The following is a 23834-nucleotide window of genomic DNA, read 5'->3' as shown; positions in this document are numbered from 1 at the left end:
GGGCTAGCCCCCAATGATTTAATTTGAGTTGCATTTATATATTGAACTTAGAGTTTTTATATTTGGTAAAATCAGTAATTTCATGCGAAAGTTAATTTTTGCCTTATTTTTATTAAGCTTTAGCATTAGCAATGCACAGGCGCCTGAAAAATGGAGCTCTTCTGAAATTTACAATCACATAAAAAAGCTGAATTTTCTAGGTTCAGTATTATACATTGCCGCTCACCCTGATGATGAAAACACCCGGCTTATCTCCTATTTTTCGAATGAAAAAAATGCCAGAACGGCTTATCTTTCTTTAACCCGGGGAGATGGTGGTCAAAATTTAATAGGTCCGGAATTAAGAGAACAATTGGGACTTATAAGAACCCAGGAGTTACTTGCTGCCAGAAAAATAGACGGTGGAGAACAATTTTTTACCAGGGCCAACGATTTTGGATATTCCAAAACTCCTTCAGAAACCCTGGAAATCTGGAACAAAGAGGAGGTATTGAGCGATGTTGTTTGGATCATTAGAAAATTCAGGCCAGACGTTATCATCAACAGGTTTGATCATCGAACGGCGGGAAGCACGCATGGACATCATACTTCTTCGGCCATTCTGAGCGTAGAAGCTTTTGATCTTGCTAAGGATAAAAATGCTTTTAGCTCTCAACTGGAATATGTAGATGCTTACAAGCCAAAACGTTTATTTTTTAATACCTCGCCGTGGTTCTATGGAGGGGATGAAGCTTTTCAGGAGGCAGATAAATCTAAATTTTTAAGTTTCGATACAGGTACCTATTTTCCTCTCAGAGGCTTATCTAATCCTGAAATCGCATCTTTAAGTAGAAGTCAACACAGGTCGCAGGGTTTTGGAAGCACCGGTAGTCGTGGAAAACAATTGGAATACCTCGAATTATTGAAAGGTGATCTTTCTTCCAAAAAAGCTGATGTTTTTGATGGAATTGATACTTCCTGGAACCGTGTGGAAGGCGGAAAAGAAATTGGGAATATTTTGAAGGAAGTAGAAGAAAATTTCAATTTTGAGAATCCGTCGGTCCATTTAGACGAGTTGCTCAAAGCTTATAACCTTATTCAGCAGCTTAAAGATGAACATTGGCGCCAGATAAAGTCCGAAGAAATAAAGGCAATAATCTATGCGGCCTCTGGCCTATATCTCGAGGCGGTTGCTCAAAAAGCTTATTCCACTCCATCCGAAGAATTAAAAGTTAAACTGGAAGCGATCAATAGAAGCGAAAAAAACATCCAACTTACTGCTGTTGAACTTACTCCTAACAATTCTAGAATAGCACCTCAGGTTAGGCTGCAGAATAATGAAAGATGGAATGGGGATATGAGCTTCAAAATACCATCTAGTGCTGAGTACACCTCTCCATATTGGTTGGAAGAGAAAGGCAGTGTAGGCATGTATCAGGTAAATGATCAAAAGCTGCGTGGCTTACCTGAAACTCCTCTGAAAACAAAGGCTACCTTCACAGTTTCTATTAATGGCACTTCCGTAAGTTTTGAAAAACCTGTGGTGTATAAATTTAATGACGAGGTATTTGGTGAAACCTATGAAAATTTTGAAATCGTTCCGGCGATAAGTCTACAGTTCAATGAAGATATTCTTATTTTTAATAATTCAAAACCAAGAGAAATAAATGTCCAGGTCACTGCAAACAAGCCGGATATAAGCGGTGAGTTATACCTAAAAGCCGCTAATGGCTGGAAAATAAAACCCGTGCGTTCCAATTTTTCAATAGCTGAAGCAGGAGGAAATTCAGTCTTAACTTTTGAAATTATTCCTCCCAAAGATCAAAGCGAAACCAGTTTGATTCCGGAAGCTTGCCTTGCCGGAAAAGTCTACAGTGACGAACTAGTGGAAATAGATTATGAGCATTTTCCTAATCAAAATCTTATAATGCCTGCCAGTTTAAAACTGGTAAAGCTTGATATCCAAAAGAAAGGAGAGAAAATCGCTTATATTGAAGGTGCTGGTGATGTGGTGCCGGAAAGCCTGGAGCAGATCGGATACCAAGTAACCAGGGTTTCCCCGGCTACCATTTCAGAAAGTATGTTGAAAAATTTTGATGCAGTAGTACTGGGAATAAGAGCTTATAATACAGTGGAAGAATTGAAATTCAAGCAACCTATTTTATTCAACTATGTAAAACAGGGCGGCACTATGCTCGTTCAGTACAATACCAATCGTGGTTTGCTTGTAGATGAGCTGTCACCTTTTAAATTGGAGCTATCTAGAGACCGGGTTACCCAGGAAAATGCAAAAGTAAACTTTCTTGCGCCAGATCATCCTGTGCTTAATTCTCCTAATAAACTATCTGAAAAGGATTTTGATGGTTGGGCTCAGGAGCGTGGACTTTATTTTCCTGACAGTTGGGATGAAAATTTCACTCCTATTCTTAGTATGAATGATGATAATGAAAGTCCAAAGAACGGAAGCCTTCTGGTGGCAAAATATGGTGAAGGTTATTTTATCTATACCGGAATTAGCTTTTTTAGGCAATTCCCAGAGGCGGTACCCGGAGCCTTCAGACTTTTCGCCAATTTAATTTCAATAGGTAAATAATGGAAACACCAGAAAAATACCATTGGAAGAAAAGTTATACTCTCGTTCTTATTGCCAATGCGATCTATATTATAGCTTTCTATTTAATAATGAACTACTTCGCCTGATATGCAATTAATAGACTGGATAATTCTAACAGGAACAATTGCTTTTATCGTATGGTATGGTGTTTATAAATCCCGGGGCAGTAAAAATGTAGAGGATTATATTGGAGGAGGTAAAAATGCCAAATGGTGGACCATAGGTTTATCGGTGATGGCCACACAGGCAAGTGCAATTACCTTTCTCTCCACTCCCGGACAGGCTTTTCATGACGGAATGGGGTTTGTGCAGTTCTATTTTGGACTCCCCATCGCCATGGTGATTATTTGCCTGGTCTTTATCCCCATATATCACCGGCTGAACGTTTATACTGCTTACCAATACCTGGAATCCAGATTTGACAGAAAGACCAGAACCTTAACAGCCATACTCTTTCTCATACAGCGAGGACTTGCAGCTGGTATTACCATTTTTGCTCCCGCTATTGTATTATCTGCCGTGCTGGGATGGAATCTAACTTATTTGACGGTGATCATTGGAGTATTGGTAATCATCTATACCGTTTCTGGCGGAACCAAAGCGGTAAGTGTTACCCATAAACAACAAATGGCGGTCATCTTTACAGGAATGGTGGTGGCATTTTTTATAATTCTCAGCTATTTACCAGATACGGTAAGTTTTACCAATGCCCTGGAAATTGCCGGGACGGGTGGTAAAATGAACATCCTGGATTATTCCTTCGATTTTGAAAATCGTTATACGATCTGGAGCGGACTCATTGGCGGAAGTTTTCTCGCCCTCTCCTATTTTGGAACAGATCAAAGTCAGGTACAACGTTATCTCACCGGTGCCTCCGTAAGGGAAAGTCAGATGGGAATGATCTTTAACGGATTGCTAAAAGTACCATTACAATTTTTCATATTATTGGTTGGGGTGATGGTATTTGTCTTTTATCAATTCAATACCGCACCCTTGAATTTTAATCCGGCTGCTACAGAAACAGTGTTGAATTCTAATTATTCTGAACAGTATGAAGATCTAATGCTGCAACATGAAGAGGTGCAATTAGAAAGGCAAAAACTGGGCTTGAATTATTCCAGAAATAAAGCTCAGATGAGCGAGACTGAAATCGCCAGTTTTGAAGAGGAATATTTAAGACTGGACAATCAGCAAAAAGAGATCAGGGAAAGGGCAAAAATATTTATAGACCATGCAGATGGTGAAGCTGAAAGTAATGATAAAGATTATGTATTCATTCATTTTATTCTAAATAACCTTCCGATGGGATTTGTAGGTTTATTGTTGGCTGTAATACTTTCCGCCGCTATGTCTTCCACGGCTTCTGAACTGAATGCCCTGGCCTCTACCACGGTTATTGATCTTTACAGAAGAAATCACAAAATAGCTAGAAGCGAGGAGCATTATTTAGCGGCTTCTAAATGGTTCACTTTAATGTGGGGGTTAATCGCCATTGCCTTTGCCAGCCTAGCCGATCTTTTTGACAATCTCATTCAGTTGGTGAATATTATTGGTAGTCTTTTCTACGGAAATGTGCTGGGAATCTTCTTACTGGCTTTCTTTATTAAATATGTTAAAAGCAACGCAGTTTTTATAGCAGCGATCATAACCCAGGGGGTAATTCTTATTGTATTTGAACTAGACTTAATGCCGTACCTGTGGCTAAATGTACTTGGCTGCCTACTTGTTATTTCATTAGCTTTCCTAATACAAATAGTTATGCCGAAAAACTCTAAACTAAGCAATACATGAAAAAGATAAAATGGGGTATTATAGGTTTGGGTAAGATCGCCGGTAAATTTGCTGAAGGACTTACGCATGTAAACAATGCTGAATTGTATGGCGTCGCCAGTAGAAATATGAAAAAAGCAGAAGATTTTTCAAAAGAATACGAAATTAATGTTGCTTATGGTTCTTATGAAAGTCTAATGAAAGATAAGCAGGTAGATGTAGTTTATATCGCTACACCCCACTCGTTTCATTATGAACTAACTTTACAATGCATAGAACATGGCAAGGCGGTACTTTGTGAAAAGCCATTCGCCATGAATGTTGAACAGGCTAAGGAAATGATTGCCCTTTCCAGGGAAAAAAAAGTATTTCTAATGGAAGCGCTCTGGACAAGGTTTTTACCTCATTTTCAATATGTGCTAAAAAAGATCAATTCCGGCGAATATGGTAATGTAACCTCTATAAAAGCTGATTTTGGTTTTCCTGCGGAATTTGATAAAACGAAAAGACTTTTTAATAAAACACTGGGTGGAGGAAGCCTGTTGGATATTGGTATCTACCCTATCTTCCTGGCTTATGCTATTCTGGGAATGCCTGAAGATATTCAGGCAAAAGCCCTATTTACCGAAACCGGCGTAGATTCAGAATGTGATATTTTATTTAAATATCCTGATAACACCAATGCCATCCTGTTTTCAAGTTTCACAGAAAAGACTAATACCACAGCGGAGATCATCCTGGAAAAAGCCAGCATTCTTATAAATTCCAGGTTTCATGAACCCACTTCAGTAGCCATCATTTCAAATGGAAATGAAGAAATAATGGAATTCGGTGTGAAATCAAATGGCTATAATTTTGAAGCTGAACACGTTAGTGAAATGCTTCAGAAAGGAAAAACGGAGAGTGAAATTTGGAGTTTAAACAATACCCTGGATCTGATGCATTTACTGGATGCTGTGCGTAAAGAGATAGGATTGGAATATTAAAAGAAAGAAGGTTTTCTAATCTCTGTTACGTCATCCTGAACTTGATTCAGGATCTCTTAAGAAGCTGAAAATAAATTCAGCTTGACGAATTCGAACATTAGAAAACCTTCTCTCAAAAGTGCTTTCAGAAATTATTTACTTCCTCCCCACTCTGCAATAGATTCTTTATTCATCTTCACATAATCAGCATTGTTTGCTTTTTCAGCCGAAGCAAGTGATTTTTTAGCGGTCGCAATAGCTTCCTGCTTTTTACCCATTTCAGCTTCGATCAAAGATTTTCTTCTAAGCATCCAAAATGCCTGATCTCCTGCCATTTCGGTAGCTTTAGAAACCCATTTATAAGCTTTTTCTAAATCTTTTCCAGCTTCGTGGTAATAGGAACCAGCGGCAAAATAGTCATTTGCAGTAGGTCCATTCATCACCTTTTCTATACTCGCCATTGTTTTAGAATCGGTTGGAACTTCCATTTCTAGCATAGCAATGGTATTTTCCCAAATGAAATTGAGGCTTGCAGAATCGTTCTTAAGGTCATCGATCATTATAGTGAAAGTTTCCATAGTCATCGGCATTTCCATAGTTTCAGCAGTAGCTTTTAAAGCCACTTTACTCTCATCCCATTCCTGTGGCACACCCCAATTATCTGTAGCGGTATAGAACATTACTTCCCATGAATCTTCCGAAGGAATGGTATATAGCGCATAAGAACCTTTTTTTAGTTCCTTCCCATTGATTTTCACATCATCGCTAAAAGTGATTTTAGTATTGGCATTGGCTCCGGTTCTCCAAACTTCTCCGTAAGGCACAAGATCTCCAAAGATCGTTCTTCCTCTCATGCCGGGCCGCGAATATTCCACGCTAATATCGGTAAGACCAACTTTTTGTTCAATTTTAGCAGAAGGACTAGGCTGCGGAGCGTCTATTTGTGCATTCAAAGAAATAGAAATGCAAAGAATAATTGCAATAGATAGTAGTTTTTTCATGTTTTTACGGTTTTAGTTCTGGTAAATATAGGAAGAAGATCAGTTACTTAGTGCAGCCCAATCATAAATACAATACCTGATTTAAATTTTGTTTAACTATTTTATTTTTATTTTAAACAAAATGAAGTGTAAATTTACTTCAAACAAAAAATAATGAAGCTCTATACCCTAAACAGCGTTCAGAAATTACCAATAAGTCAGGAAGAAGCTTGGCAATTTTTGTCGGATCCCCGAAACCTGAAAACGATCACACCAGATTATATGGGTTTTGAAATTGTATCGGGAGGTGATAGACCCATGTTTCCGGGGCAAATAATCCAATATTTAGTTACTCCCATGTCAGGTATTAAAACCAGGTGGGTTACAGAAATAACGCAGCTAAAGGAAGGCGAGTATTTTGTTGACGAACAGCGGTTTGGTCCTTATGCACTCTGGCATCATAAACATTTTATAAAAGCAATTCCTGGCGGAGTGGAGATGGAAGATATCATTGATTATAAATTACCCTTTGGGATTTTAGGTCAATTGGCACATCCTATACTGGTAAAATCAAAACTGAAAGAGATCTTTGAGTACCGCCGACAAAAATTAATAGATCTTTTTGGAGACTATCAGGAAGATACGAGCAAATTCCAAACTCTGAAACAGGACATTTTAAATTAAATTTTTATGAAAAAGAATATTTTATTGATAGGCGGTTCTACAGGAATCGGATATCAAATTGCAGAACTTTTAAACGAGAATAATAATATTTTTATAGCTTCCAGAAATAAATCAGAGTTGGACACTTCCAAAGTGACACATCTGGAATTTGATGTTTTAAAAGATGATATAACCGAACTTGATTTGCCAGATACCATAGATGGATTGGTATATTGTCCCGGAAGTATCGATCTAAAACCATTTAAAATGATCAATCCGGAAAGTTTCGAAAAAGAAATGAACCTTAATTTTTTCGGACTTGTAAGATGTGTAAAAGGGGTTCTTGATAAGCTAAAAAATTCAGATCAGGCCAGCCTGGTATTTTTCAGCACCGTAGCGGTTAAAGTTGGTATGCCTTTCCATACCAGTGTGGCAGCGGCCAAAGGAGCTATTGAAGGCTTTGCCAAATCCCTTGCTGCGGAATATGCTCCAGGCTTCAGGGTAAATGTGATTGCCCCTTCCTTAACCGATACTCCACTTGCAGAAAAACTTTTATCGAATGATGATAAACGAAATAAAATGGATCAAAGGCATCCATTAAAAAGAGTGGGCGAACCTAAGGATATTGCCAATTTAGCCGCATTTCTCCTGAGTGAGAATAGTAGTTGGATCACAGGGCAGGTACTCGGGGTGGATGGAGGACTATCTACAATAAACAGTAATTAATGAGGAAAAAAGTTAATGTTTTTTGGTTTAGACGGGATCTCAGGTTTGATGATAATGCCGGATTTAAAGCTGCGCTTCAAGGAGATTTACCCGTTCTGCCAATATTTATTTTTGATACTGAAATTCTTGAAAAGCTACCGGAAGATGATGCGAGGGTAACTTTTATTTTCGAGACGCTTCAGCAAATGCGAAATGAACTTCAGGAGGAGCATGCAAGCTCTATTGCAATGTTTCATGGCCTTCCGAAGGAAATATTTGAAGATCTAATTTCAGATTATGAGATTAAAAATGTGTTTACCAATCGGGATTACGAACCTTACGCGAAGGAACGAGATAAGGAAATAGCCAAATTACTTTCAAAAGATGACATAGAATTTCTCGATTATAAAGACCAGGTGATCTTTGAAAAAGATGAAGTAGTAAAAAAGGATGGTGATCCCTATGTGGTCTATACACCCTATAAAAATGTTTGGAGGGATAAATTCAGTAATACAGAACTGGACTTTCATTACACTACAAGATATATGGATAACCTCTACCAAAATAGCAGGCTTCCGAATATAAGTCTCAGTGATATTGGTTTTAAAACATCCTCATTAAAAGTTCCCGATTATAAAGTGACGCCAGGTTTAATTAAGAATTACAAAGATAAACGTGATTATCCCGCCATGGAAGGAACATCCCAATTAGGGCCACACCTAAGGTTTGGAACGGTAAGTATTCGGCAGATGGTAAGGGAAGCAGATGAAGAAAGAAATAAGACATTTCTGGATGAACTTGTTTGGCGTGAATTCTTTATGCAGATACTCTTTCATTTTCCAGATACCGTAACCGATGCATTCAAAAAAAAATACGACCGGATCAACTGGAGAAACAATAAGGAAGAATTCGAATTATGGAAACAGGGAAAAACAGGTTATCCCCTGGTAGACGCAGGAATGCGTCAACTGAACAAATCCGGGTTTATGCATAATAGGATTAGAATGCTGGTGGGCTCATTTTTGTGTAAGCACCTGTTGATAGACTGGCGTTGGGGAGAAGCTTATTTTGCTGAAAAACTCCTGGATTACGAAATGTCTTCCAATGTTGGGAATTGGCAATGGGTTGCCGGAAGCGGTGTGGATGCTGCACCCTATTTCAGGATTTTTAATCCAACTACTCAGATTGAAAAATTTGATAAATACAAAGAGTACATCAAGGAATGGGTGCCAGAATATGGAACCGATGATTATCCTGAAAAAATGGTAGATCACAAAGAAGCCAGGGAAAGAGCCTTAAAAACTTATAAGAAAGCTGTGAGTAATTAACTCAACAGCTTTCTTGCTTTTTCAAGGTCTTCAGGAGTATCTATACCTATACTTTTTACGCTGGTTTCCACCATCTTTATCTTTTTTCCGTATTCGAGATAACGTATACACTCAATCTTTTCCGCAGCTTCAAGAGGTAACATAGGTAATCTATAAAAGTCCATTAAGGCAGATTTTCTAAAAGCATATATTCCTATATGTTTAAAATAAGTAACATTTGCTGAAGTATCCCTTGGATAAGGAATGGGAAATCTGGAGAAATAAAGTGCAAAGTCATCTTTCCCGGTGATCACCTTCACATTATTGGGACTGGTAATTTCATCATTATCTTTTAGCGAAGTTTTCAGAGATGCAAGATCAATTTCTTCTGCCCCTTCCCGCTCAAAAACTTCTATAAGTTTTGCAAGGCTGTTTTTATCAATAAAGGGTTCATCTCCCTGAACGTTTACTACAATATCCACTTCCATCTCTGCAACCGCTTCGGCAATTCGATCACTTCCACATTCGTGCTCCTTTTTACTTCTAATTACCTGGCCGCCTTCATTTACAATTTCATCAAAAATCTTATTATTATCGGTCACTACATACACTTCATCAAAAAGTTGCGTGTTCACAGCAGCCTCATAAGTGCGTGTTATTACTGTTTTACCGTTAAGATCCTGCATCAATTTACCCGGAAATCTGGAGGCTTCAAAGCGAGCAGGTATCATGGCAATAATCCGATTCTTAGAAGTCTTTATCATATAAAATTTTCAGTAAAAGTAATAATTAGTCAGCTGCGAAAAAATCATCTCCGAAACCAATGAGATATAATTTATTTTGGGCCCTGGTCATAGCTGTATAAAGCCATCTTAAATATTCCTTTCCTACTCCGTTTGGTAAATAAGGCTGTTCTATAAAAACATTATTCCATTGTCCACCCTGGGATTTATGGCAGGTAATGGCATAAGAAAATTTTATTTGCAGTGCATTGAAGTATTTATTATTCTTGATATTCATAAATTGCTTGTACTTAGACCTTTCACCTGCATAATCTTTTTTCACTTCCTCATACAATCTATTTGATTCCTCGTAGGTAAGCGAAGGTGTGTTCGTAGTTAAAGTATCCAGCATAATAACCGTTTCAAAAGGCCGCATTTTTGGATAGTCTACCATTTGTACCTGAACTTCAGCAAACCGGAAACCATAAAGTTCTTTAAATCCGAAAATTTCCAGCACTTTTACAATATCTCCGTTGGCAATAAAGCCTGCTTCACTGGTAGGCTTTACCCAAAAATAATTGTTCTTCACCACCATTAGGTAATCACCGGCAGAGAGCTCTTCCTCCTGAAAAAGAATTCTGGATCTGATCTGTTGATTATACATATTCGCACGTTTATTGGAACGTACGATGATACTGGTATCTTCATGACCATCTGAAGTATAACAATCCTGAATGGCATCCATAATTTCATACCCATCTACAAGCCGTATCACGTCTTTATTTTCTGAAAGCTCAAACTGAAAACTTTCATAGAATTCTTCCTGTAGACTTTCTCTTATCAAAGTAGCATTGTGCAGAATATCACTCTCTTCACTTTGCCGCACTACTTCATCCAGTTCTATAAATGAGACTTGTTTATTGTAATTGAATTCTAATTTTTGTTCTTCTAATGCCGGACTCAGATCCATTTTCACCGGTGGTAACTGAGCTGTATCACCAATAAGTATTAACTGGCAGTTATGTCCCTGATATACATATTGAATTAAATCATCGAGAAGGGATCCATTTTCAAACAATTTAGAATTACCGCCATCGTCAGAGATCATGGAAGCTTCATCCACGATAAACAATGTATTTTTATGCTTATTAGGCTGAAGGGTAAACTGCACTCCTCCCCCACTTGACTTCTTCGGAAAATAAATCTTTTTGTGAATGGTAAAGGCCTCTTTCTTGGAATAATTAGAAATTACTTTGGCGGCACGGCCTGTAGGAGCTAATAAAACACCAGATTTACGAATCTTCCAAAGATTTTTCACCAACGTACTAATTATCGTTGTTTTTCCCGTTCCTGCAAAACCCCTTAGTAAAAATAACCGGTCCTTTCCTCCTTTCACTACAAACTCAGATAACATTTGCAGGGCTATATCCTGCTTATGAGTTGCTGTAAATCCAAGATCTTCAATTAATAATTTGAAAAAGGAATCCGGAGTGGTTTTTTCCATAGAAAGTGCATAAAGTCTCAAAGATAAGAATGGATTTTTATGTCAGAAACTTTTACGAATAAAAAAAAGTTGTAGATTTGCGTGTAACCAATAACCTTCAAATTAAACATAAACTATTAGAGCATGAGATTTGTAATACAGATACTTCTTTGGTTGGTGATTATCTTCCTGGCATATCTTACTTTCAACGCGGTTTACGAACCAATTCAATTCAACAAAATTAAAGAGAAAAGATATACCAAGGTGGTTAAAAACCTTAAGGATATCAGAAATGCGGAACTAGCGCACCAGGAGGTAACCGGAAGGTTCCAGTCAGACTGGGATAGCCTGGTAAAATTCGTAGATACTGCCGAATTCGCTATTACTCAACGTCGTGACACTACCCTTCTTGACGAAGAATATAAAAAGACCTACGGAGTAGATCAATATATTGAAAAGGTAATAATTGATACTTTAGGGTTTGTTCCTGTTAAAGACTCTCTATTTAACGGTAACGAAGAAAGATATCGTACAATGATGAATGTGCCTGTTGAAGGTGTGGATAAAAAATTTGAATTAAGAGCCGGTACTATTACCAAAGGAGATAATAAAATACCTGTTTTTGAAGCCAGAATAGCTAAAGCGGTAGTACTTTCAGATCAGGATAGAACATTAGTTCTTCAGGAGAATGAAGTACAATCTGTTGATGATATTAACGGTCGTTATATTAGTGTTGGTTCCATGACCGAAGTTAGTACCAGTGGTAATGGATTTGACAGATATGGTGGAGACAGAGACAACTAAAAAAAATATACACTCTAAGAAACTGTCCATTCAGGTTAGCCTGAATGGACTTTCTTTTTGTATCCTGGATCAAAGTAAAGACAGGATTATCTATTTCAAAAGAATTGATTTTGATAAACAACTGGATCCTATAAAAGTATTATCAAAGATTGAACTTACTTATGAAAAGGAAAAAGAACTAAACCAGGCGGTAGATGAAGTAGTAGTACTATTTACAAATAGCTTATTTAGCCTTGTACCGGAAGAAATATTTGATGAAGATAACGCTGCCAGTTATTTAAAGTTCAATACCAAAATACTCAAGACCGATTTTATCGCATTTGATAAAATTCATCCTGATATTATTAATGTATATATTCCCTATGCCAATATCACCAATTACTTTTTTGATAAATATGGTGAATTTGAGTACCGTCACAGTTTAAGTGTATTAATTGAATCCTTACTGAAACAGCCAAAGGACATGGACGGACCAAAAGTGTTTTTACATTCGCACCTCGATACATATGAATTGGTAATTATTGAGAATCAAAAACTGCTTTTTGCCAATAGTTTCAAATTTGATACGAAAGAAGATTTTCTATACTATCTGTTATTTACCGCGGAACAACTCAATCTAGAGCCAAACGAATTTGAACTCATCATGATGGGTGATATAACCAAAGATTCTGAAGAATATAACTTTGCCTGGAACTACATTCGAAATATTAGCTTTATGGGCCCTTTTAACTCCTATCATTTTCAGACTGCAAATAAACCGGAAAAAGAGCTTTCAGAATATCTTTTAATTAAGTCATTATAAATGCGCATTATCTCGGGAACCCATAAGGGTAGAAGAATTATAGCTCCGTCAAAACTACCTGTGCGGCCAACTACAGATGTTGCCAAGGAAGCATTATTCAATATACTGAACAATCATTATCACCTTTCTGAAATTACGGTACTGGATCTTTTCTCAGGAACAGGAAATATCGCATATGAATTTGCGGCCAGGGGATCTGAAAATATCACTTCTGTAGATGCTAATTATGATTGTGTGAAATTTATAAAAAAGACTTCAGAAGAACTTGAGTTTCCTATTACAACTATAAAAAGTGATGTTTTTAAATATCTGGATAAAGCGCCGGTAAAGGCAGATATCATCTTTGCAGATCCACCCTATGATTTCGCAGATGAAAAATTTTCCAGAATAGCTGAACTGGTTTTTCAACATAATCTATTAAATGAAGGTGGACAATTAATTATTGAACATTCCAAACATACCGACCTCTCGAATCTCAAAAATTTCAGGGAAAACCGAAAATATGGAAGCTCCGTCTTTAGTTTCTTCGAATAATTGTATATCTTCAGCTATGGTCAAACCCCAAAACACCCTGGAGCTTAGTTTTACCAGTTTAGAATTCTATGATTCTATAGTATTATCTACCGTTAAGGATGATATTGTGCTAAACTTGGAACATATCGAAGAGTTAAGAAAAATATGTGCCGATTTTTTTAAAAATGAGGGGTTTGTATATATTTCCAACCGCAAAAATAGCTATACGGTAAATCCTATCATTTACATTAACCTAATTAAAACTAATACTCTAAAGGGAATTGCGATAATTAGTGAAAATATTGAGAAATTACAAATCGCCAATTTTGAGAAAAAGTTTTCTCCCGTACCATACGAATTATTTCAAAATGAAAAAGAAGCGTTTGTCTGGGCTCAGGGAATTTAATGGTTAAAAATCTCATGAAGTTGTTGCCCCCCGTTTCTCTACTTTTCATCCTAAAATTATTTACTATACAAAGCATCAACTCACAAAACTATAAATTAGTCTGGAACGAAGAATTCAACTATTCCGGAAAACCTGATCCTGATAAATGGAACCATGAAACCGGATTTATTCGAAATCTTGAGGAACAGATTTACACTAAAAGAAGGAAAAACGTTCGGGTTAAAAATGGAAAACTTGAGCTAATAGCCAGAAAGGAAAATTTTAAGAACAAAAGATACAATCCTGAGGTAAAAAACTATCGCATCAATACCGAAACCTCAGATTATACTTCCGGAAGTATAAATACCAAAGAAAAATTTGAATTTAAATACGGGCGTGTGGAAGTTCGTGCCAAGTTACCTTCCGGCGATGGAGTCTGGCCAGCTATATGGATGCTGGGAGTAAATTTTGAAGAAGTTGAATATCCCTATGCGGGAGAGATAGATATTATGGAGCATGTGGGCAAAAACCCGAATGAGATTCATGCTACTGTACATTTCCCATGGGACAATGCGCAGGGAATTAAATCTCATGGAGGATCAAAAATTATCGCTAATCCGTCAGAAGAATTTCATGTTTATTCTGTGAATTGGACCGAAGATAAAATTCAGTTTTTAATTGATAACTCCCTTTATCACGAATTCAATACCCATCTTTTAAACGGGAAAAATAATCCATTTAGAAAACCCTTTTATTTAATCCTCAATCTCGCATTGGGCGGAAACTGGCCGGGACCGGTAGACCCTGAAATATTTCCTCAGAAATTTATTATAGATTACGTAAGAGTCTATAAGGAAATTGAAGATTAAAAAAGCAGGCCTGTAAGCCGGATTCTGTCATCCGATAATTGATCGGATTCCTTATCATTTATCTGAAATTAATGTTGCCACTAATTTTTAGCTGCCTACCCTCCGGCATGGGACGGGCAATCCTTAAATACCGGTTTACATGGCATTGCACCGCATAGAGTTTACCTGGTTTCACTACAGCTTAACCTGTACATTCTTTCTGTTGCACTTGTCCTGATCTCACGATCGGTGGGCGTTACCCACTATGCTGCCCTGGGGTGTCCGGACTTTCCTCTCCGATCCCGATTAACTATCGGGAAAATTGTCGAAGCGATAAGGCGGCCTGCTTGGCACAAATGTAAGTTAATTTATGTTGATTTCTTGCGCCATTTGTTCATAAATAAGCTTATCTACACTGGAGTTTAGCCTTGTGATTTTTATATTTGTAGTTCAATACTTTTTGATGGAGCATTTTGTAGTATCGGCAAGGAAATACAGGCCGCAAACCTTTAAAGATGTAGTGGGCCAGCAGGCGATCACCAATACCCTGGCAAATGCCATTAACAACAATCACCTGGCACAGGCCTTGTTGTTTACCGGCCCACGGGGAGTTGGAAAAACTACCTGCGCCCGTATTCTTGCCAAGATGATCAATCAAAAGGAAACACAGGATCCAGATGAGGATTTCGCTTTCAATATTTTTGAACTCGATGCTGCTTCCAACAACTCGGTGGATGATATTCGTAATTTAATAGATCAGGTTCGAATTCCGCCGCAGGTAGGAAATTATAAGGTTTATATTATAGATGAAGTGCATATGCTTTCTGCTTCAGCTTTTAATGCATTTTTGAAAACGCTGGAAGAACCGCCAAAACATGCTATTTTCATTCTGGCAACTACAGAAAAGCATAAGATCATTCCTACCATCCTTTCCCGCTGTCAGATTTTTGACTTTAAGAGAATTACCGTCACCGACGCCAAGAAATATCTTGCCTATATAGCGGAGCAGGAAGGTGTTGCTGCTGAAGATGATGCGTTGCATATTATTGCGCAAAAAGCAGATGGCGCTATGAGGGACGCTCTATCCATATATGACCGTGTGGTGAGTTTTAGCGGAAATGAACTTACAAGACAGGCGGTTACTGAAAATCTGAATGTACTGGATTATGATACCTATATGCAGGTAACAGATCTAATCCTTGAAAACAATATCCCTCAATTACTGGTTAAGTATAACGAAATACTTTCCAGCGGTTTTGATGGCCATCACTTTATAGCGGGGCTTGCTTCTCATTTTCGGGATCTGTTGGTTTGTAAAGATCAGAAAACAATAGCGCTTTTAGAAGTGGGCGAACAAACAAAGGCCAAATATTTTGAACAATCTCAAAAAACATCCCATCAGTTTTTGTTAGAAGCTATCGAGCTGGCTAATTCCTGTGATCTTAAATATAAAACAAGTCACAACCAACGTTTACTGGTAGAATTATGTCTTATGCAGCTCGCATCGGTTACTTTCGATTTTGAAAAAAAAAAGGCTGATCGCAAGATAATTCCGGCTTCTAATTTTGAGCAGGAAGCTGTAAGTATTTCTTCAGAAAAGAAAGAACTACTAAGGGAAAATGAGCACGACAACTCCTCTCCTATCGAAGAACACAATCTTCCGCAGTCTAAAAAAATAGCGACAGAATCCTGTGCTAAAGAAGAGGAGGAACAATACTATTCTGAAGAAAGTCCGGCTGAAGTAACTCCTAAACCTGAAATCAAGAAACCAATTGCGGAAAACAAGCAGGAACTAAAACAAAATTCTGAGTCTGAGCAATCGAAATTGGATGATATTTCAAAGACTGAAACCTCCAGGACTTCAGCTTCAGAAGAAAATAAAGAAATAGAAAAGCCTGTATCCGAATCATCTCTACAACCGGAAACTGAGAAAAAAGCTTTTCCGGAAATAAAAAGGGAGAAAGTTTCAGGTTTATCTTTAAAAAGTATAGGTAAGAAAAAGGAACTTGCTGAAAAACAAAAAGCCATGATGCCTACAGAAAAGGTCATGGATGATGAATTCAGTGAAGAAGATCTTGTTGCCGAATGGAAAAGTTATACGGAAAGACTGAAGAAAAAAGGAGAAAAGATCCTTGCCTCAATTTTTGAATCCCAGACACCAACCTTAGATGGGAAAGAGATTCATCTTACTTTTCCCAATGAAACCATGAAACTGGATCTGGAACGGGAAGAGAACAGGCTTATGGCTTACTTAAAAGCCAGATTAAGAAATACACATATTCGCCTCATTATTCATGTGGATGAAGCTACTTCGAGAAAATATGCGTTTACACCTCAGGAAAAATATGAAAAGCTGAAAGAAGCAAATCCGTTGCTGGATAAATTACGAGCGACTTTTGATTTAGATGTTTAGTTATGTTAGGACTTAAATTACCAACTGACCCAAGATGGGCCGATATTGCTGAAAAGAATATTGAAGATATACTTGTAGATCATGCCTACTGCGAGCAAAAAGCTGCATCTACCGCAATTTCCCTTATAGTTACCTACCCGGAATATTCTGAACTGGTCACTGCAATGACTGCTTTAGCCAGAGAAGAAATGGGTCATTTTAAAATGGTCCACGATCGTATATTAAAAATGGGCTTTAGCATGGGCTGGGATCGTAAAGATGAATATGTTTTAAAATTGCGGGAATTCTTCCCTAAAGGAGGAAGCAGAACCACCCAACTGGTGCATCGTTTATTGATCGCAGGATTAATAGAAGCCAGAAGCTGTGAGCGTTTCAGGTTGCTTTCAGAAGAACTGGAAGATAAAGAACTTGCCAAGTTTTACCGTGACCTCATGGTGAGCGAAGCAAATCACTATACCATGTTCCTGAAATTTGCCAGGCAATATGGCGACCGGGAAATCGTAGATCAAAAATGGCAGGATCTTTTAGAATTTGAAGCCAAAATCATGAAAGAACTCGGCAAGAACGAAAGTATTCACGGTTAAACTTTTTTCTTAGGCTTAGCCTCCTTATAAAGCGATTTAATAATCCCGTCGGCTAAACCGATTTTGGGAACATAAATCCAGTTCGCACGGGCCCATTTCATAGAATTTACATAAATCTTGGATGCCGGAATTATTACATCTGCACGGTCATTTTTGAGATCAAGATCCGTAATCCTTTCCTCATAAGTATAAGAATTCAGCTTTTCATCATAATCTTTCAGGTACTTTAAACTTAAAGGCTTACCCTCTTTTTTACCACTGGTTTTAAAGATATTATTAATGTTCCCGCCTGAACCTATTAAATCTATATCATCAAAATCTTTAGTTGTTTCTTTTACCCATTGCTGCATCTCTTCCCAGGTCTTATGCTCTACCAGGTCTTCCATCATTCTAACGGTGCCCACCTTAAACGACTTAGAGGTAACTGTTTTTCCATTGCTATACATGGTATATTCGGTACTCCCTCCCCCAACATCTACATATAGATAATTGTGGTCATTTTGAATAAGAGCATGGAGATCTGTGGCAGCAATGATGGCTGCCTCATGGCTTCCATCGATAATTTCAATATCTATCCCTGATTTCTCTTTAATGATATTTGTAATTTCATCCCCATTCTGAGCTTCTCGCATTGCTGAAGTAGCACAGGCCTTATACTTTTCCACACCATGAGATTTCATCAGTAATTTAAAGGCATGCATGGTATCTATCATTCTGATAGTATTCTTTTCGGAAACTTTTTGTTTCAGAAAAACATCTGCCCCTAATCTAATAGGAACCCTCACCAGGGAAGTCTTTCTAAAATTGGTTTCCATCCCTTCTTTTTCAGTAATGGTCGATACCAAAAGTCTAACGGCATTAGAACCTATATCTATGGCTGCGTATGTTTTCTGTTTTATCATTATTCGTTAATCTCAATTTTTTTTAGATAATAGTCATATAAAGCAAATTGGGAACGAACTGTTGCTCCCTGCACTTTTCTATATGGATTTTCCATACCGCGACAGTGATTTCTGGCTTTCACATTATCACTCCAACTAATATCAAAAGTTTCTATAAGCTCTTTTTTAATATCCTCATCATATATAGGACAGGAAATTTCAACTCTTTGATCCAGATTTCTGGTCATAAAATCTGCGGAAGAAATATAAACCCGGGGATCATCATTGTTTTGAAAAATAAAAACACGAGGATGTTCTAAAAATTTATCTACGATACTTATCGCTTCAATATTTTCACTAAGACCTTCTACTCCGGGTACAAGACAACATATCCCACGAATCAGCAATTTTACTTTTACCCCTGCCTTACTTGCCATATAAAGCTTATCTATAACACCATTATCTGAAAGGCTATTCAGCTTTAAACGTATTCCTGCGGGTTTTCCATTTTTGGCATTATCTATTTCCGTTTGAATTAAATTATAAATCGCATTTCTGGTATAATGTGGGGAAACAATAAGATGTTTGTATTTATTTACTTTGTAATTTGTTTCAAAAAAGTCGAAAACCATATTTACTTCCTTCAGAATTGAAGGATCGGCAGTAAATAAGGTATAATCTGTATATACACGGGAGGTATTTTCATTGAAATTCCCTGTACTTATAAAACCATATCTTTTAAGTTTACCTTCCTCTTCTCTCTCGATCACGCAGGTTTTACAATGAACCTTTAAGCCTGGAACGCCAAAAATAAGATTCACACCTTCTTCCTGCATCTGCTCGGCATACCTAATGTTCGCAACTTCGTCAAAACGTGCTCTAAGCTCGATTTGAACCGTTACTTTTTTACCATTTTTAACAGCATTGATAAGCGAACTAGCGATGTGGGAAATTTTTGCAAGTCTGTAAATTGTAATTTTGATGGATTTAACTTTAGGATCCAACGCAGCTTCACGAAGAAATTTTACCACATACGCAAAACTTTGATAGGGAGTATAAAGCAAATAATCTTTTTCCGCAATCCCTTTTAAAACACTGGTTTGAAGAATTAACCCAGGTATTGGCAGCGCTTCCCTCACTTCATACTGTAGCTCTTCTTTTCCTAGACTGGGGAAATCCATATAATCTCTACGGTTATGATATCTACCTCCTGGAATAATACTATCTGTAGAGTCTATCCCCATTTTATTCATAAGATAAGCCAAGGTATCACTATCAATATTCTTGTCATAAACAAATCGTACAGGATCCCCTTTGATCCTGTCTTTTACACTATCTGAAATTTTCTCAATAAAGCTTTTACTAAGGTCACTGTCCAGATCAAGTTCTGCATCCCTGGTGATCTTGATCATATGGGCAGAAAGGCTCTCATACTTGAAGATATTGAAAATGGTATTTAAATTATATCTTATAAGATCATCCAGCAGGATAATATATTGTTTGCCATTTTCCTCTGGAAGTACTACAAACCTGTCAATATTTCTAGGAATTTCGATGAGCACATACCTTTTTTCTTTTGCGGAAGACTTCATCATCTTGGATATTCCCTGGTTTGGTTCAGTTTCTTCGGCCATTACCATCTTTACAGCCAGGTAAGCTGCACTATCTTTCAGGGATGGCATCTCTGGAAGGTCATTCAAAATAATGGTAACCAAAGCAGGACTGACTTTACTTAGAAAAAAATTCTTTATAAACTCCTGCTGATTCCTGGTAACCTGATCTTCTTTAATAATATGAATATCGTGATCCTGTAATTTTGTTTGTATATCTTCCAGGATCTTTAAACTTTCAGACTGCTGATCGATCACAATTTTAGTGATCTCTTCCAGTAATTTACTAGCCTTAATTCCGCCGAGCACTCTTTTCCCCGCTTTTCCTGCCAGGTCTATACGCTTAACAGTGGCATATCTTACCTTAAAAAATTCATCAAGATTATTTGAAAATATCCCAAGAAACCTTAATCTTTCAATAAGCGGAACAGTTTCATCTGCGGCTTCCTGTAAAACTCTGGCATTAAAGGACAGCCAGCTCAGTTCTCTGTTTATATAACGTTTTTCGGCCATAAAGGTTTATCTGAGATTTTTAGGAAACAAGGTTAAAATAGTCTTTCCTTTTTTTATATCACCCCAGGAATCCTCCTCGAAATCTATTACACAGAGTCCGGTTGTAGGCAGGTTGTCTATTTTCTTATCTCCCAGGAAATTTACAATGATAGTCAACGCCGGATTATGACCAAATACTACAAGTTGATCCTTGTCACCCGAATAAGAACGAATATTTGCCAGTTGCTCGTTCTGGTTAAATGTATAAAGGTCTTCTTTTACTTCGAAATCCTCATCAGGCACCTGTAATCTCTTTTTGAATAGTTTGGCGGTTTCATGTGCCCTTACTGCGTAACTGGTCCAGAAGTGGGCGCCGCCCTGATAAAAGTGCTCAAAGGCGTTAAGCACAACTTCAGCATCATTATAGGCGCGTTTTTTTAAAGGACGTTTATGGTCTGGAAGGTTATTTTTCCAGGATGATTTCCCGTGTCTTACTAAAATTAATCTTTTCATAATCTAAGGTGCCAGTCTTTTAATCTTCCAGTTATTCTGTTCCAGGCTAAATAACATCCTGTCATGTAATCTATTCGCTCTGCCCTGCCAGAATTCAAATTTGATAGGTTTAAATAAATAGCCTCCCCAATCTGCAGGTTTTGGAATTTCCTTATCCTGATATTCTTCTTCTAACTTCGCCAGTCTATCTTCTAGATATTCCCGTGAAGGGATGGTAGCGCTTTGATTTGATGCTACTGCTCCAAGCTGACTACCCCTGGGTCTCGAATGAAAATATCTCTCTGATTCCTCCTGAGATATCCTATTAACTTCCCCTTGCATAATAATTTGTTTTTCCAGTGAAGGCCAGAAAAAGGAAATACAGCATTTAGGATTTTCAGCAAGATCTTTTCCCTTGCCTGAACTATAATTAGTAAAAAAAGTTAATCCTTTACTGCCGAAACTTTTAAGCAACACTACCCTTGTTTTAGGGAAATTGTCTTTTCCCACCGTAGCAATACTCATTGCATTAGCTTCTTCTACAGCAGAAGATTCATCGGCAAGCTTAAACCACGATCTAAAAAGCTCATAAGGATCTGTAGGGATATCCGTTTCTAGAAGCTTTCCTTTCTCATAAGATTTACGATAATCTTTCAGGTCTTTCTGCATAATAAAGCATTGTTTGATGCAATTTACAAGATTATTAATCAAGGTTGAAATGTTTTTATTTTATTTATGTAGACTATCTGTTTTCCAACAAATACTATCGTTTAAGTACAATTTGAGTACTTATTATCTGCCGCAGTATAGAATTTTTCAGACAAGATAAAATAATATTAACCGTGCCATATAGGACTACAAATCAGTTCATTAATCGAGTGTAAATATGGAAATTTTAAGGGTTTTCCCCTATATATTTTTAATTTTTCCTACAGAATTCTCACAAAACAAGCTGGTATTTTCATCATTCTCGAAGCTGAAAAGATCATTTTTGGTGTATTTTGACGAATTTATTACACCTTATATCTAAAAATTTAAATATCCCATACGATACCCATTTACTTATAATAGTTTTACATCATAGTAACAACAATAGAGTCACCCCCACACTTCTCTAAGTAGTTCCTCAAGACTACGTTGTTTATTACCCTTATTTTTTTTACTGACCTCCCCAAATCAGACAAAAGTGATTTTTTCTGAAAGTCAAACTATTGAAATTATAAAAACATTATCGCTTAAACCGATATAAACAGAATTGATAATTCTAAACATTATTGATATGATTTGGAAAACTACGTTACCAAAAAACATAATAGAAAGATTAAATAATACGAAAAAAGGTTTCGTGTTAATTCTTTCAATCGTATTAATAAACTTGCTCAGCATCCAAAATACGCAGGCCCAAACTTCCGGATTAATCGACGAGGTTATTGAAGTAGCAGTGCCTAATGGTGGGTTTGGAATAGATGGTGATCTACTATCCAACTTCACTACTGAAGGAATTGGCGATTGGTTCAAAGGGGAATCAGGTATAGGAGGGCATATACTGTTAAATGATGGTACTCCAATAGATCCTAATACCACCAGTTTTGAAAAAGATGCTTTTGGCTCCAATGACAATGTTTTTCAAGGTGGTGAAAAATGGAACGATGATCCAAATACCTGGACCTGGAAAATTGTTAATAAACCTATAGAAAAGGGAGACATCAACAATGGGATGTTTCACTTAAGTAGTGATGCGTCAGGTAATCAATGGATGTTTGTAGGAGCTGATCGTAACAAAACAGTGGGTACCGGCTATATTGACTTTGCTTTTTATCAATCTCCATTAACCATAACTAATAATGGAAATGGTGGAAGCTTTTCGACTGCAGGTCCAGATGGAGGTAGAACTATTAACGATATTTTACTTTCCCTGGAGTATTCCAATGGAGGGGATAATCCCAAATTACATTATTACTTATGGAAAAAGGTAGGAGATGAATTTTTATTCGTTGAACAAACAAGCCTTAGTGCTAGTGCACAGGTTAATCAAACTTCTACACCTATGCCCGCAGGGGCTTACGGTAATTCTAATTATTCTCCATTGCAATTTATTGAAGGAGCTGTTAATTTAACTGCTGCGCTGAATACGGTGAATGCTTTACTCGCCCGTGATTGTAGAGAAGGTGTTGCCATTAAATCCGTTTTTATAAAAACTAAAAGTTCAGATGAAGACAATGCAACTTTAAAGGATTTTATAGAACCTATTAGTGTAGATTTTCAAATTGGTTCCGCTTCAATTGTGTATGAAACAACCCCCGTGTGTGGCAATGTAGAAACCGCCAGTGTAGCACTGGATGGTGTTGAAGGTGGAATATACAGCAGTACACAAGGCTTAAAACTAGATAGTTTAACAGGTGAAGTAAATGTTGCTGAAAGTACTCCTGGAAAATATGTAGTTACCTACACTTATGATTCTTACGGTTGTACTCAAACAGCTAAAACAAATTTTGAAATTATAGCGGTTCCAGATGCTCCAGCAATTATTGATGGTTCTGTAGAGCAACCAACTTGTGAGAAAGCAACCGGATCTTTTAGCGTTACAACTGAGGAAGGATTGACCTATAGCCTAAATGGTGGTGATTTTCAAAACTCTGGGAATTTTACAAATTTAGCACCAGGTAACTATACGGTAACTGCAAGAAATTCCAATGAATGTGAATCTATAGATTCTGAAACAGTAACCATTAATGATCAACCTGATACTCCGGCGGCACCAGCCATAGCTTCCACTATCCAGCCAAATTGTGAGTCGGCTACCGGTACTATTACAGTTACAG

21 protein-coding genes and 1 other RNA gene are annotated in these 23834 nt (G+C 37.3%); 14 read left to right on the top strand and 8 right to left on the bottom strand.

Features of this window, described 5'->3' with window-relative positions; translation table 11 throughout:
• The first annotated feature begins 82 nt into the window (after positions 1–82).
• The 3 genes from Q1K34_RS07265 (at position 83) to Q1K34_RS07255 (ending at position 5349) form a co-directional block, all read left to right on the top strand.
• Entirely contained in the window at positions 83–2572 is a 2490-nt protein-coding gene (locus Q1K34_RS07265) for a PIG-L family deacetylase (protein WP_300436501.1), read from the top strand.
• 108 nt (positions 2573–2680) lie between these two features.
• Positions 2681–4384: a sodium:solute symporter gene (locus Q1K34_RS07260; RefSeq protein WP_300436498.1), complete on the top strand. Its 1704-nt coding sequence runs from the start codon at positions 2681–2683 to the stop codon at positions 4382–4384.
• Complete coding sequence (locus Q1K34_RS07255; RefSeq protein ID WP_300436495.1) at positions 4381–5349, top strand: Gfo/Idh/MocA family oxidoreductase; 969 nt, start codon at positions 4381–4383, stop codon at positions 5347–5349. The genes Q1K34_RS07260 and Q1K34_RS07255 overlap by 4 nt, the downstream gene beginning before the upstream one ends.
• Before the next feature lie 131 nt (positions 5350–5480).
• On the opposite strand, the gene Q1K34_RS07250 is transcribed toward Q1K34_RS07255, so the two are convergent.
• On the bottom strand, positions 5481–6329 hold the full coding sequence (locus Q1K34_RS07250) for a DUF2911 domain-containing protein (RefSeq protein WP_300436493.1): 849 nt from the start codon (positions 6327–6329) through the stop codon (positions 5481–5483).
• A 153-nt stretch (positions 6330–6482) separates the two neighbouring features.
• On the opposite strand from Q1K34_RS07250, the gene Q1K34_RS07245 reads away from it, so the two are divergent.
• From Q1K34_RS07245 to Q1K34_RS07235, 3 genes are read left to right on the top strand one after another with little or no spacing between them, the layout of a single operon-like run.
• A complete protein-coding gene (locus tag Q1K34_RS07245) occupies positions 6483–6992 on the top strand; it encodes an SRPBCC family protein (RefSeq protein WP_300436490.1) in 510 nt (169 codons plus the stop codon).
• Positions 6993–6998: 6 nt separating this feature from the next.
• On the top strand, positions 6999–7697 hold the full coding sequence (locus Q1K34_RS07240) for an SDR family oxidoreductase (RefSeq protein ID WP_300436487.1): 699 nt from the start codon (positions 6999–7001) through the stop codon (positions 7695–7697).
• A complete protein-coding gene (locus Q1K34_RS07235) occupies positions 7697–9004 on the top strand; it encodes a deoxyribodipyrimidine photo-lyase (protein ID WP_300436485.1) in 1308 nt (435 codons plus the stop codon). The genes Q1K34_RS07240 and Q1K34_RS07235 overlap by 1 nt, the downstream gene beginning before the upstream one ends.
• On the opposite strand, the gene kdsB is transcribed toward Q1K34_RS07235, so the two are convergent.
• Positions 9001–9747, bottom strand: a complete 747-nt coding sequence (kdsB, locus tag Q1K34_RS07230; RefSeq protein ID WP_300436482.1) for a 3-deoxy-manno-octulosonate cytidylyltransferase — start codon at positions 9745–9747, stop codon at positions 9001–9003. The two genes, Q1K34_RS07235 and kdsB, sit on opposite strands and share 4 nt — an antisense overlap.
• Positions 9748–9772: 25 nt before the next feature.
• Positions 9773–11209 (bottom strand): AAA family ATPase, encoded by a 1437-nt coding sequence (locus tag Q1K34_RS07225; RefSeq protein ID WP_300436510.1) that lies wholly within the window; start codon positions 11207–11209, stop codon positions 9773–9775.
• Positions 11210–11332: 123 nt separating this feature from the next.
• Between Q1K34_RS07225 and Q1K34_RS07220 the strand changes: the two genes are divergently transcribed.
• Genes Q1K34_RS07220 through Q1K34_RS07200 form a run of 5 tightly spaced genes read left to right on the top strand, consistent with a single transcriptional unit; the run spans position 11333 to position 14561 of the window.
• Complete coding sequence (locus Q1K34_RS07220) at positions 11333–11992, top strand: hypothetical protein (RefSeq protein WP_300436479.1); 660 nt, start codon at positions 11333–11335, stop codon at positions 11990–11992.
• Positions 11955–12794: a DUF3822 family protein gene (locus Q1K34_RS07215; RefSeq protein WP_300436476.1), complete on the top strand. Its 840-nt coding sequence runs from the start codon at positions 11955–11957 to the stop codon at positions 12792–12794. The genes Q1K34_RS07220 and Q1K34_RS07215 overlap by 38 nt, the downstream gene beginning before the upstream one ends.
• Positions 12795–13328, top strand: a complete 534-nt coding sequence (locus Q1K34_RS07210) for an RsmD family RNA methyltransferase (protein ID WP_300436474.1) — start codon at positions 12795–12797, stop codon at positions 13326–13328. It begins immediately after the preceding gene.
• Positions 13329–13344: 16 nt separating this feature from the next.
• On the top strand, positions 13345–13713 hold the full coding sequence (locus Q1K34_RS07205; protein ID WP_300436471.1) for a hypothetical protein: 369 nt from the start codon (positions 13345–13347) through the stop codon (positions 13711–13713).
• Positions 13714–13727: 14 nt separating this feature from the next.
• Complete coding sequence (locus Q1K34_RS07200) at positions 13728–14561, top strand: glycoside hydrolase family 16 protein (RefSeq protein ID WP_300436469.1); 834 nt, start codon at positions 13728–13730, stop codon at positions 14559–14561.
• On the opposite strand, the gene rnpB is transcribed toward Q1K34_RS07200, so the two are convergent.
• An RNA gene (rnpB, locus tag Q1K34_RS07195) (RNase P RNA component class A) lies at positions 14559–14890 on the bottom strand. The genes Q1K34_RS07200 and rnpB overlap by 3 nt on opposite strands.
• A 113-nt stretch (positions 14891–15003) precedes the next feature.
• Between rnpB and Q1K34_RS07190 the strand changes: the two genes are divergently transcribed.
• Both Q1K34_RS07190 and Q1K34_RS07185 read left to right on the top strand, forming a co-directional pair.
• Positions 15004–16953 carry a DNA polymerase III subunit gamma/tau gene (locus Q1K34_RS07190; RefSeq protein ID WP_300436466.1) on the top strand — a complete coding sequence of 650 codons (1950 nt, stop codon included), beginning with the start codon at positions 15004–15006 and terminating at the stop codon, positions 16951–16953.
• A gap of 2 nt (positions 16954–16955) precedes the next feature.
• The gene (locus Q1K34_RS07185; RefSeq protein WP_300436464.1) at positions 16956–17537 is read left to right on the top strand and encodes a tRNA-(ms[2]io[6]A)-hydroxylase; all 582 of its coding nucleotides are present in this window, start codon (positions 16956–16958) and stop codon (positions 17535–17537) included.
• Here the strand turns inward: Q1K34_RS07185 and Q1K34_RS07180 are convergent.
• The 4 genes from Q1K34_RS07180 to pdxH are packed head-to-tail and all read right to left on the bottom strand — an operon-like array spanning position 17534 to position 21681.
• Complete coding sequence (locus Q1K34_RS07180; RefSeq protein WP_300436462.1) at positions 17534–18439, bottom strand: rod shape-determining protein; 906 nt, start codon at positions 18437–18439, stop codon at positions 17534–17536. The two genes, Q1K34_RS07185 and Q1K34_RS07180, sit on opposite strands and share 4 nt — an antisense overlap.
• Entirely contained in the window at positions 18439–20541 is a 2103-nt protein-coding gene (gene ppk1, locus Q1K34_RS07175) for a polyphosphate kinase 1 (RefSeq protein ID WP_300436459.1), read from the bottom strand. Before ppk1 ends, Q1K34_RS07180 begins: the two co-directional genes overlap by 1 nt.
• Positions 20542–20547: 6 nt before the next feature.
• Positions 20548–21033, bottom strand: coding sequence for a histidine phosphatase family protein (locus tag Q1K34_RS07170; protein ID WP_300436456.1), 486 nt, complete (start codon positions 21031–21033; stop codon positions 20548–20550).
• A 3-nt stretch (positions 21034–21036) separates the two neighbouring features.
• On the bottom strand, positions 21037–21681 hold the full coding sequence (pdxH, locus tag Q1K34_RS07165; protein WP_300436453.1) for a pyridoxamine 5'-phosphate oxidase: 645 nt from the start codon (positions 21679–21681) through the stop codon (positions 21037–21039).
• A gap of 676 nt (positions 21682–22357) precedes the next feature.
• Between pdxH and Q1K34_RS07160 the strand changes: the two genes are divergently transcribed.
• Positions 22358–23834: hypothetical protein (locus Q1K34_RS07160; RefSeq protein WP_300436450.1), on the top strand; the 1477-nt coding region annotated here is incomplete at its 3' end.

Origin of the sequence: Christiangramia sp., from assembly GCF_029937855.1 — a bacterium.
In the GTDB taxonomy this organism is placed as follows: Bacteria; Bacteroidota; Bacteroidia; order Flavobacteriales; family Flavobacteriaceae; genus Christiangramia.
This window is presented reverse-complemented; position numbering and strand designations above follow the sequence as displayed.